Annotated in this window: 8 protein-coding genes and 3 tRNA genes; 8 read left to right on the top strand and 3 right to left on the bottom strand. The window is 62.0% G+C overall.

All coding sequences use genetic code 11. The annotated features are described in order from the left end of the window. From EOM25_09250 to EOM25_09240, 3 genes are all read right to left on the bottom strand, one after another. On the bottom strand, nucleotides 1–1698 hold a 1698-nt coding region (locus tag EOM25_09250; protein NCC25366.1), incomplete at its 3' end, for a HAMP domain-containing protein. After that, nucleotides 1604–2743, bottom strand: coding sequence for a hypothetical protein (locus EOM25_09245; GenBank protein NCC25365.1), 1140 nt, complete (start codon nucleotides 2741–2743; stop codon nucleotides 1604–1606). The genes EOM25_09250 and EOM25_09245, both read right to left, overlap by 95 nt. A 166-nt stretch (nucleotides 2744–2909) precedes the next feature. Then, a complete protein-coding gene (locus EOM25_09240) occupies nucleotides 2910–3833 on the bottom strand; it encodes a diguanylate cyclase (protein ID NCC25364.1) in 924 nt (307 codons plus the stop codon). 137 nt (nucleotides 3834–3970) lie between these two features. On the opposite strand from EOM25_09240, the gene EOM25_09235 reads away from it, so the two are divergent. The 8 genes from EOM25_09235 to EOM25_09200 form a co-directional block, all read left to right on the top strand. Next, nucleotides 3971–4045, top strand: a tRNA-Gly gene (locus EOM25_09235). A 7-nt stretch (nucleotides 4046–4052) separates the two neighbouring features. Then, a tRNA-Cys gene (locus EOM25_09230) sits at nucleotides 4053–4127 on the top strand. Between the two features lie 5 nt (nucleotides 4128–4132). Continuing rightward, nucleotides 4133–4207: transfer RNA gene (locus EOM25_09225), tRNA-Gly, on the top strand. A 58-nt stretch (nucleotides 4208–4265) separates the two neighbouring features. After that, nucleotides 4266–5000 carry a hypothetical protein gene (locus tag EOM25_09220; protein ID NCC25363.1) on the top strand — a complete coding sequence of 245 codons (735 nt, stop codon included), beginning with the start codon at nucleotides 4266–4268 and terminating at the stop codon, nucleotides 4998–5000. Next, nucleotides 4997–6715: a tetratricopeptide repeat protein gene (locus tag EOM25_09215; protein ID NCC25362.1), complete on the top strand. Its 1719-nt coding sequence runs from the start codon at nucleotides 4997–4999 to the stop codon at nucleotides 6713–6715. The genes EOM25_09220 and EOM25_09215 overlap by 4 nt, the downstream gene beginning before the upstream one ends. Before the next feature lie 15 nt (nucleotides 6716–6730). After that, nucleotides 6731–8056: a phosphodiesterase gene (locus EOM25_09210; protein NCC25361.1), complete on the top strand. Its 1326-nt coding sequence runs from the start codon at nucleotides 6731–6733 to the stop codon at nucleotides 8054–8056. A 189-nt stretch (nucleotides 8057–8245) separates the two neighbouring features. Beyond that, entirely contained in the window at nucleotides 8246–10528 is a 2283-nt protein-coding gene (locus tag EOM25_09205) for a GGDEF domain-containing protein (protein NCC25360.1), read from the top strand. A gap of 166 nt (nucleotides 10529–10694) precedes the next feature. Beyond that, nucleotides 10695–11902: pyruvate:ferredoxin (flavodoxin) oxidoreductase (locus EOM25_09200; GenBank protein ID NCC25359.1), on the top strand; the 1208-nt coding region annotated here is incomplete at its 3' end.

The raw sequence follows: 11902 nt of genomic DNA, 5'->3' as shown, positions 1-11902 counted from the left end.
CCCCTTTTCCTCGGCCTTGAGCCTGACGATATCGGTCAGCCTGGACAAGACCTCCTCCAGGTTGAAACAGGTCTTTTCCAAATCCAGCTTGCCGGCCTCGATCTTCGAAAAGTCGAGGATGTCGTTGATGATGTTGAGGAGGGTCCGGCCGGCCCGATCGATCTTGGACAGATAGTCTCGCTGCTTGGGGCTCAAATCGGTTTGCATGGCCAGATTGCCCATGCCGATGATGGCATTCAAAGGCGTGCGGATCTCGTGGCTCATGTTGGCCAGAAAGGCGGCCTTGGCCTTGATGCCTGCTTCGGCCCTGTCCCGGGCCTCCTTCAGTTTGACTTCCCGCTCTCGGGCTTCGGACGCCGTGGCCCGGAACTGATGCAGGGCCGCGCCAAGACGCCCCAGTTCGTTGTTCCCGGCCGGAGGAAGCCTGGACTCCAGATGTCCGGCGGCCACGTCCTGCATGGCCGAACTAAGCCAGGACAGACGCTTGATGACATGGCGGTTGACATGAAGGTGAAAGAGGATGACCACGCCGATCAGAGCCAAAAAGGTCACCAGAACCAGGACGAATATGGACCATCGACTCAGATCGTCGGTCGCCGATCCGGACCGGTCGATCTTGGCCAAGCCTCCGAGAACCAAATCGGCCGTGGCGGCATCCAGGCGCTCGACAATGCCCTGGTTCACCTCGTTCAATCCCTGACTCTCGTTGGCCAGCCGCAGTTCCCGATCGCGCACGGCCATCAGGCCCTCCCGGCCCAAGGCAAGGCCGACCAGCTCCGAAAAAGGTCCTTCGAGATCTTGACGCAGGGTGCCGGGAATCTTTTTCAGAGTGTCCCCGGCGTCGGCCACGGCATTTTCCATAACGCGTCGGGAAACATTGAGCCCTCCCAGGGTGGAATCCTGGCTGGCGGCCAGAAGCCGGACGTTCATGGACTCCACCTGGGCGTAGAAGCGAGAGAGAGGAAGCAATGTGGTCAATTCCCGGGCCATCTGGCCGACCCGTTCCAGCGGAGGCTCTGGACGGGACATCAAGCGGTGGACGACATCGCCATCGCCTTCAAGAATCGAGATGCGGTAGGCTAGGCGTTGCTGAAAGGATTGCAGATTAGCCAACAACTGGGCCCTGTTCCGGACCTGCCTCTGTTTCAGGCTGATGCGCTCGTCGACCATGACCCGGAGCCGGGACAGGTTCTCGGCCAACTCGCCGCTTAGTTCAGTCAGCATTTGACCGGTTTCGTCCTGGAGCAGGCCCAGGGTGTTCAGGGCCGCCATCAGGGACTTCTGGGCCATGTCCACCTGTTTGAAGGCGATGTCCCGCTCGGCTTCCGTGTTCAAAAAGGCCAGGGGGATACCGGAGGCTGCCAAGGCGTCGGCCGCCCGGGCCACGCGCAAGGTGTGGACCATGGTCGGGATTTCCGTTTTGACGATACCGCCAACGGACGCGGCCATTCTGCCGGTCACCAGGATAGCGCCCAGAACGACCAGGATCATGATGCTTCCCAGGGCGCCGAACCCCAAGAACAGGCTGGACCGGATGCTCAGGTGGCTCAGTACGGATCCGAGCCGCCCCCCAGCCACGTCGGGCATGGGGGAACCGGTTCGATCAGTCCGCTGCGACACGTTGTCCATCCTTCCACATGTACCATGCAAAGGGCGGGGATTGGGTGGTGATGTCTCCCTTGGCATCGAAGGCCACATCGCCCAGAATCGTCGTGATGGGACCCTGGCGGATGCTTGCCGCCACCCTGCCCGCATCAAACGATTGTGACCGGCGGACTCCTTCGATCCAGACCTGCAAAGCGGCATAGGCCAGCAGGGTGTACCCGACCGGTTCATGACCCAAGGCCTCGATGGCCTCCACGGCCGGAGCCGCCGTGGAAAGTGTGGCCGCGTCCGGGGGGAAGGTGAAAGGCACGCCTTCGGCGGCTGGCCCGGCCGCCTGAAGAAAGACCTCCGAAACAAGAGTGTCGGAGCCGACCACGTCGAAGTCCGCCCCCAACTGACGGGCCTGACGCAGGAAGACCGCGCAGTCCGTGCCTCCACCCACCAGGTAGAGTACATCCAGCTCCGCAGCCATGATGATTTCGATCTTGTCTATGTAGGAGGGCTGGGTACCCTTGACGTCCTGAACATGGATGACTGGAGAAATCCCGTACCCCTTCAAGGCCTCGACGGCGGCCGCGGCCAGTCCTCGCGAATAGGCCCCATGAAAGGAAATCACCCCGATGCGCCGGCCATTGTACCGTGTCGCGATACGTTCCGCAGCCAGCTTGCCTTGGAGATCGTCCCGGCCGATCATGCGAAAAATGGTCGAGATGCCCATCTCCGTGACCTTGGGATTCGTGGATGCCGGGGTAATCTCGAGGACCCCATGTTCGGCATAGATAGGGGCGGCGGCAATGGTCGCCCCGGAGCAGGAATGGCCGATGACCACCGCCGGCGGATTCTCGACGATCTCCCGGGCCACGCTCTCGGCGATGGTGTCCTTGCAATTGTCGTCGTACAGGCTGACCTCCACCGGCCGGTCCAGGAGGATGCCGTCGGGCAGGGTCTTCAATGCCGCGTTCACGCCCACCTGGTACTGGACCCCCACGGCGTAGCTTGTCCCGACCATGGGACCGGCCACCACGACGCGCACGGGTTCTGCGGCCCACAAGGTACGGGCAAGGATCGTGGCCAGGCAGACGAGGCCAAGAACGAGACATGTTCTTTGATGGATGATCGCGGTCATTCGTGCATGCATAGTGTTTGCCTCCTTGGATTCGAATTTTCCCGGTCCGTCTCCCAACGTGCAGGGTTGTCGACAATGTATTGTCGCATGCGGTTCAATTCGTCAGCTGGCCACCCATTTGTGAGGTTCCCAGTCCGGGTCCACGCACATGGTCACCTCGCCTGATTCAAGGGCCCCTTCAACACTCCACCCCCGAAGAAAACACGACCTGGTTCCGCCCCTGGGCCTTGGCCCGATACAGGAATTCGTCGGCCCGGGCCACCAGCGACGATGGGCCGCTCGTCTTGCGGCAGCAGATGCCGATAGCCCCCAGGCTGACGGTGACGTGGTCGGCCGTGGGCGAATTCCCGTGAGGGATATTCAAGTTCTCCACGGCCCGGCGGATTCGTTCGGCCACATCCCGCACCCCGTGCGGAGGCCGGGCCTCGGGCAGGATGCAGGCGAACTCCTCGCCTCCGTAGCGGGCCGCTAGGTCCGTGGCCCGCCACAGACTCGACGCCATGGCCCGGGCCACCTCCCGCAGGCATTCGTCCCCCCGGACATGTCCGTAGGTGTCGTTGAAATTCTTGAAATGATCGATATCGAGCATGATCAGACCTAGTTCCACCCCTGAACGGCTGTGCCGGGCATGCTCCAGGGCCAGAACCTCGTCGAAGCGACGGCGGTTGGCCAGACCGGTCAGACCGTCGGTGGTGGCCAGCCGGGCCAGTTGTTCCCTGGCCCGCTTGAGCTCGATCTGATTCCGGACCCGCATCCTGACGGCCGGGGGATTGATGGGCTTGGCAATGTAGTCCATGGCGCCCAGTTCCAACCCTCTGGTCTCGGCCTCGATATCCCCACTCCCGGTGATGAAGATGACCGGAATGTCCCGGGTCAGCTCCGAGGCCTTGAGCCGGGAGCAGATCTCGAAACCGTCCATGCCGGGGAGCATGACGTCCAGGAGGATCACATCCAGGACGGTCTCGCCTGCGATCTTGGTGGCTTTTTCCCCGTCCAGGGCGAACAGAACCTCGCAGTCATCCTCGAATATCTTGGCGATCAACTCGATATTGGCTGGCTCGTCGTCTACGACAAGAATCCTGGGCTGGCCTGGAACTCGCATTTACTTCTCCAATTCTTACTTTCATCATTTCCCGATTTGTGCCCGAGAACCGACAGCCTGTAAACAGGCCCCGCCATTCTTGAATTCGGGTCTTGACAGTGCTTCGAGCCTTCGGATAGACACCGTTCTTCCATTGAGCGGGAATAACTCAGCGGTAGAGTGCAACCTTGCCAAGGTTGAAGTCGCGGGTTCAAATCCCGTTTCCCGCTCCAGGATGAAGGCGGCATAGCCAAGTGGTAAGGCAGAGGTCTGCAAAACCTTTATTCCCCGGTTCAAATCCGGGTGCCGCCTCCAGATCCGCGGGAATAACTCAGTGGTAGAGTGCAACCTTGCCAAGGTTGAAGTCGCGGGTTCAAATCCCGTTTCCCGCTCCAGACGCCAAGGCCGGATGCCCATCCGGCCTTTTTTGTTCCCCTTGACCGAGGAGATCCCATGCCGGAGCCCATTCTCGACCATCGCCGAAACCCATCCGAACTCGAATCCGTCCTATCCGTCATCCGTAAAACATACGAGACGGCCTTCGAGCGGGTGAGCGTCGGCGACACATGCCTGGACATCCTTCAGATATCGGACATGGAAAAGGTTCTGAGCCGTCTCGTGGACGCGGCCGGCTCGGGCCGCACCGTCCGGCTCCCCTTCTGGTCCCGCGTCTGGCCTGCGGAAGTCGTCATTGGCCACATGATCTTCTCCCTTTCTCGAGCCGACGGCCGCCGGGCCCTGGAGATCGGAGCCGGCACCGGACTCTCAGGCCTCTGCGCCGCGTCCCTGGGCTATCAGACCACCATTGGCATCACGGAACACGATGCTCTGGATTTCGTCCGGGCCAACATTTTGAGAAACGGGTTTGAAGACCTTGCCCGAGCCCAAATGATCAATTTGGCCCATACGGGCCAGGTCGAACCGGCCGACCTGGTCGTGGGCTCGGAAATCCTGAAAGAACTCTCCGGACACGAGGCCCTTCTCGATTTTCTCGTTCAGGCCGTGAAGCCCGACGGCACGATTCTTCTGGCCACGGACGCCCAGCGATCGGCCCTGGCCTTCGTTCAAAAAGCCGCCGAACATTTCACCGTCCAACGTACCAGCGTCGGAATCCGAGACCGGGACGGCGACCAGGGGAAACGAGACTACTTCATCTACCGACTCGTGAACAAGGATTTCCGGCCATGATCAGCCTGAACAGCACCCTCAAAGGCCACACCGCCGATCTGGACAAGACCTGCCCGCCCGGTGAGACCGTGTCCCGCGTTACGGCCCGCCTGGAGGAAACTGGGCTGGACATCCTGGCCGAGACCCGGCGCATCGACACCGGCCGCCTCGGCATCCCCGTATACATGAGCCTGTGCGGTCCCGCCGCCAAAGACGTCATGCCCACCCGAAAGCAGATGGGAAAAGGGGCCACGCCGGATCAGGCCCGGGCCTCGGCTCTCATGGAACTCGTCGAACGCTACAGCTTCTTCACCTTCTGGCAATCCCGCGACCGGACCATGACCTGGTCCGAGGCTGAAGAGACCTGGCCCGGCAGACTCATGCCCCTGAACGACCTGGCCCTGGCCGCCGGAGGTCCCATGGACCCGGACATGGCCCGGGACATGCTCGACCTCCTCGACTGGCGCTTCACCCCCTTTTCGAATCTTTCCCGGGGCGTCGAGGTTCAGGCCCCGGCGGATTTCTTCCGGATGCTGAACGAATTCAACGGATCTTCAGCCGGAAACACCATGGTCGAGGCCGCCCTGCAGGGAGCCTGCGAGGTGGTCGAACGCCATGTCTGTGCCGTCATCGATCGGACCAGACCCAGACTGGCCACAATAGATCCGGCCTCCTTCACCGACCCCGTTCTTTCGGATCTGATGGCCAAATTTCAAGCCCAGGGAATCACGGTGATCCTCAAGGATTTCTCCCTGGGCCTGCCCGTGCCCACCGTGGCCGCCCTGGCCATGGACCCGGGAACCTTCCCCGATTCCAGTGAAATCGTCTTCACCGCCGGCACGGCCACGGACCCCCAAAAGGCCTGCATCAGGGCCCTGACCGAAGTGGCCCAGCTGGCCGGGGATTTCTGCACCGCCAGCCAGTACGAGGCCTCGGGCCTGCCCAAGTTCTCCGCTCCGGCCGAAATAACCTGGCTGGAGGCGGGCACGGTCCACCCGATTTCCAGCCTGCCCACCCTGAACCACCCGGACATGGCCAGGGAACTCTCGGACCTGGCCCGGGCACTGGACCGGCAGGGATATCCCGTCTACGCCCTGGACCTGACCCATCCACTCCTCGGCATTCCGGCCTGTTACGTGGCCATTCCCGGATTCCAATTCAGGGAACGCGACCGCCACGCCTCCCTGGGCATGTTCGTGGCCCGCAAGCTGGTCGAATCCCATCCCGGCCCCCGGGCCGACATGGGGCTGATGCTTTTGGAGGAAATGGACCCCAAGGCCCATTACCTGCCCTTTTGCCGAGCACTGAACGACCTCAATCAAGAACTGTATATCGAAGCGGCCCAAGGCTTCGAAAGGGCCGAAGCCGTCCAGCCCGATGCACCCGGCCGGGCCCTGGCCGCCTTCTATCAGGCCTATGCCCTGTCCCGGGCCGAACAATGGGAAGAGGCCATCCCCCACCTGGACAGAACTCTTGAATTGGACCGCGATTCTCGAGAATACTTCAATCTCCGCGGAGTCTGCCATTTCAAGGCAGGCGACTTGGAGGCTGCGGTCGACGACTTCACCGCCGCCCTGGGCCTTGATCACGGTTCGGCCGTGGACTGGGCCAATCTCGGCATGTGCCGTTTGAAAATGGGATTTCGCGATGAAGCCGCCGAGCATCTGACCCGGGCCGTCGATCTCGACCCCAGTCTTGAATTCGCCTGGCAGGCCCTGGATGAAATCGGGGGCTGAAGGCCTCAACCTTTCATGGCCGCTTCTCATCGCTTTCGCCTGGCCGTTCTTGGCCTTGACGGCCTGCCCCTCTCCCTGGCCAGGGACCTCCATGCCCGGGGTCATCTGCCCAATCTCGGAACCCTTCTGCATCAGCCCGGTTGCCGGGCCGTCAAGGCTGAACTCCCCGAGCTCTCCCCCGTCAACTGGACGTCCATGTACACCGGTCTGGCCCCGGCCGATCATGGGGTCTTCGGCTTCACCCGCATCCACCCGGACCGTTACACCCTCCACCTGACCGACTTTTCCCAGGTCACAGTGCCCACCCTCTTCGACGTCCTCGGAACCCGGGGGCTGACCGTCAAGTCCGTCAATCTCCCCAACACCTGGCCAGCCAGACCCATCCGGGGCATGATGATCTCCGGCTTTCCGGCCCCGGACTGGCATCGTTCCGTTACGCCCCCGCCCCTGGCCGGAATTCTGGCCGCTCGGGGCTACGTTCTGGAAGCCGACACAGTCCGGGGGGCGACGGATTACGAGTTCCTTCTATCCGAACTGCATCGGACCCTGAAGGGCCGCCGAGCCGCTCTGGACCTCCTCTGGCCCGACCTGGCCTGGGACCTCTTCATCTTCGTTCTGACCGAGACCGACCGTCTTGGGCATTTTCTCTTCCCGGCCATGGCCGACCCGGCCCATCCCATGGCCGAACCCATCCTAGACCTCCTCCAGGTCTGGGACAATGCCGTTGGATCCTTTCTCGAACGCTTCGCCGACCTGCCCGATCCCAAACGCCTGATCGTCTTGGCCGACCACGGCTTCACCACCCTGATCACCGAGGTTGACCTCAACGCCTGGCTCCGGGACCGCGGTCTCTTGGCCATGCCGGTCCAATCCGGAGAATGGTCGGCCGAAACCATGAACTCCCGGACCCGGGCCTTTGCCCTGGATCCCGGCCGAATCTACATCCACTCAGCCGAACGCTTCGGCAGGGGTGCTCTGAATCGGACCGATGCCTCCCGCTTGGCACACGATTTGGCTGCCGACCTCATGGACTTGACCTACGAGGGCCGACCGGTTTTGGACCGCATTCTCCTCCGCGGCCGAGACATCAGGGGACGATTCGAGGCCCAGGCCCCGGATCTGATCTGCGTGCCCCGCCCCGGCTTCGACCTGAAGGGCAAGTTCGACCGCCAAGAGATTTTCGACCGTTTCGGCCGCACCGGTGTCCACACCGAGACCGACTCCTTTTTCTACGATTCCAGGGGTTCGCAGCCGGAACGAGTCTCCGGCATCGGACGCGAGATCCTGTCCGCCTTTGGCGCCTCACCAGAGGCCGCATCATCCCTTATCTTCTCAAGATAATGGCCTTTTTTGGAGACGGTTCATCCCCTTTCTTGACGAATAAGTGTCTTCACCGTTTCCAGCGATTCCGGACATCAAATCCAAGTATAGATCGTCCTGCTGTCACACCGTTGTCACCCACCAGACATTTCCGGGCCATCGTTCAGGCCGTATTCTCCCGCGTTCCGAAACAACACCAAGGAGACTCCCATGCGCGCCATCGACACCTGCCCCCGCATTCTGAACGACCCGGCCCGGAACCTCTGTCTGGACGCATCTCTCCAGGAAGTCCTCCATTCTGAAGGACAGCTGGCCTTTTTTCTCCTCATCTTCAAGGACTTCGAGCTCTATCGGGAGCTCTACGGCCAGGACGTCCTGGAACAGCTCGACCTGGCCTTTGACCAGGCCGTGCAATCCTTTTCCGGGTGCCGACACGGAGATATTTCCCCCTGCCATTTCTTCCGCCTTGGCCAGGGAGAAAAGATTCTGGCCTGGACCGACCAGAAGAACATGGAAACCAAGATGGAGGACACCGCTTTCACCCTTCAACTGGAAGTCCGGTCGGCCATCTCCAAGCAGGCCATCTCCATGACGGGCCGCGATGTCAGAATCCGGGTCGGGTACGCCATCCTTTCGGCCTCTGACTCCGACAACCGGGAGCAGAGATTGCACGAGGCCATCCTGGACGCCCGACTAATGGCTCGGGAGGAGCTGGCCACGGCCGGGGCCGATCTGGTCCGAGACATCGGGACCATCATCCGGGACGAACTTGTTTCCGTGGTCTATCAACCCATCTACGACATGAAGACCGGAGCCATCATTTCCTGGGAAGCCCTGTCCCGCGGGCCGGAAGAATCCCCACTCCACTCGCCGGTTCTGCTCTTCGACCTGGCCGAACGCATGGGCCGCCTCTTCGCCTTGGAGCGGGTCTGCCGAAAAAAGGCCCTGCTCTCCTTCGGGCCCTGCCTGCCCGGCCAAAAACTCTTTCTGAACATCCACCCCCGTACCCTGGTCGACCCCCAGTTCACCCCCGGAGAGACCCTGCGTCTGCTCCGCGACCTGGGTATGACCCCCGAAAGCGTAGTCTTCGAGATCACCGAACGCCACTCGATCCGGGACTTCACCGTCTTCCACCGAACCCTGGACCACTACCGCGGCCAAGGCTTCCAAATCGCCGTGGACGACGCAGGCACCGGCTATTCGGGTCTGTCGACCATTGCCACGCTTCGACCGGAGTATATCAAGGTGGATATGTCCCTGGTCCGAAATGTGGACCGGGACCCGGTCAAGCGGGCCCTCATGGAGACCCTGGTGGCCTTTGCCGACAAGATCGGCTCCAAGATCATCGCCGAAGGCATAGAGGGAAGGGGCGAGGCCGCCCGGCTCATGGACATCGGAGTCCACTACGGCCAGGGCTACTTCTTTGGGCGGCCTGTCTTTCCCAAGAGCACGGCCACCATCCCGGTCCGGGATATCCTGCCGGTCCGGGCCGAGCAGATCAGCCGACTGAGCTGCTCCATTCCCGTCGGCCAAATCGCCTCCCCGGCCGTGTCCGTGCCCGAGTCCACCCTGGTCGGAGAGGTCCAGAAAATTTTCGACCGCAACCCCGCCCTGAATGCTGTGGTCGTCACCCGCAACCAGAAGCCCGTGGGCCTAGTCATGAGCTACGCTCTGGACCGGACTCTAGCCAGCCAGTACGGCCGGGCCCTGTATACCAAGAAGCCCATCACCTCGGTCATGGACGCCAAGGCCATGGTCGTTGACGGCCAGGAAGCCGTAGAATCCGTGGCTAGGCAGGCCAACGACCGGGAACGCATTCGGACCTACGACGAGGTCGTGGTCACCACCGATGGCCGTCTGCTGGGCTTGGTTTCGGTCCAGCGCATGCTAAGCACACTGGCCAGAGTTCAGGTCGAGATGGCCAAGGGCACCAGCCCTCTGTCCGGTTTGCCGGGGAACATTGCCCTGGAGCAGGAACTCGACCTCCGTCTGAGGTCCAGGATGCCCTTTACCCTGATCTACGCCGATCTCGACAACTTCAAGGTCTACAATGACGTCTACGGCTTCAAGAACGGGGACAAGATCATCCTTCTCCTGGCCCATATTCTGACCTGGGCCATCAAACGTCACGGCGACCCCCACTCGACCCTCTTCCATATTGGAGGAGACGACTTTGTGTCCATCACCTCACAGGAAAAGGCGGAACGCGTCTCCCTGGCCGTGGTCCGCTGCTTCGCCCGGCTGGCCCCTTCCTTCTACCGGGAAGAAGACCGGACCCAAGGCTGGATTCTGGGCCACGGCCGCGACGGACTCGAGACCCGCGTTCCTCTTGTCTCCGTCTCCCTGGGGCTTCTGGACTGTCTGGGAACCTGCACCCTGCAGCAGCTTGGTGAACGGGCCGCCCAGGTCAAGGCCTGGGCCAAGTCGCAGCCTGGCAATGTCTTTGTCCGCGACCGCCGTCGGCCGGTCGGTGACGAGGACAAACTCTCCTGATCCCTCATGCCGCTCGCCGTTCACTTCCCAAAACCTGCCGTTTGATGTGTCCCCGGTTGCGCCCCGGACCGAATCCCGATACGTATACGGGTAGGTGAAAATCGGCTAAACTCACGACGGCCTGAATTTTCTTTCCGCCCGAACCCCGATGCAAGGAGCAAAAGCCATGGCCAAAAAAATGAAATCTCTCGACGGGAACACCGCAGCCGCCCACGTGGCCTACGCCATGAGCGACGTGGCCGCCATCTATCCCATCACCCCCTCGTCCTCCATGGGCGAAATGGCCGACGAATGGGCCTCCCAGGGACGTAGAAACATCTTCGATCAAGTCCTCTCCATCAAGGAGATGCAGTCCGAGGCAGGGGCCGCCGGGGCCGTTCACGGGTCCCTGGCCGCCGGGGCCCTGACCACCACCTTTACTGCCTCCCAGGGCCTGCTCCTGATGATTCCCAACATGTACAAGATCGCCGGCGAACTTCTGCCCGGCGTTTTCCACGTCTCGGCCCGGGCCGTGGCCGGACACGCCCTGTCCATCTTCGGCGACCACTCCGACGTCATGGCCGTCCGCCAGACCGGATTCGCGCTGCTGGCCTCCAACTCCATCCAGGAAATCATGGACTTGGCCTTGGTCGCCCACCTGGCGGCCATCGAATCCAGCGTGCCCTTTGTCCACTTCTTCGACGGCTTCAGGAGCTCCCACGAAATCCAGAAGATCGAGGTCATCGACTACGAGGACATGGCCGGACTCGTCGACCTCGAGAAGGTCCAGGCCTTCCGCGACCGGGCCATGAGCCCCGAGAACCCCTACATCCGGGGAACGGCCCAGAATCCCGACATCTTCTTCCAGAACAAGGAGGCCGCCAACTCCTTCTACAATGACGTGCCCTCCATCGTGGTCTCCTGCATGAAACAGGTCGGCGCCCTGACCGGACGGCCCTACAGTCTCTTCGACTACGTCGGCCACCCCGAGGCCGACCGGGTCGTGGTGGCCATGGGTTCGGCCTGCGAAACTCTGGAAGAGGTGGTCGGAGCCCTGAACGCCGACGGTGAGCGTGTCGGCCTGGTCAAGGTCCGTCTCTACCGGCCATTCGCCAACCAGGCCTTCCTCCGGGCCCTGCCCTCCACGGTCGAGCGCATCACCGTGCTCGACCGGACCAAGGAGCCCGGCTCCGTTGGCGAACCCCTCTACGTGGACGTCTGCACGGCCCTGACCGAGTTCGGCGAGATGCCCAGGATCACCGGCGGGCGCTACGGACTGGGCTCCAAGGAATTCAATCCGGGAATGGCCATGGCCGTTTTCGAGAACATGAAGTCACTTTCCCCCAAGAACCACTTCACCGTGGGCATTAACGACGACGTCACCCACACCTCGCT

The sequence above is a fragment of the Deltaproteobacteria bacterium genome (genome assembly GCA_009929795.1).
Lineage (GTDB): Bacteria > Desulfobacterota > Desulfovibrionia > Desulfovibrionales > Desulfomicrobiaceae > RZZR01.
This window is presented reverse-complemented; position numbering and strand designations above follow the sequence as displayed.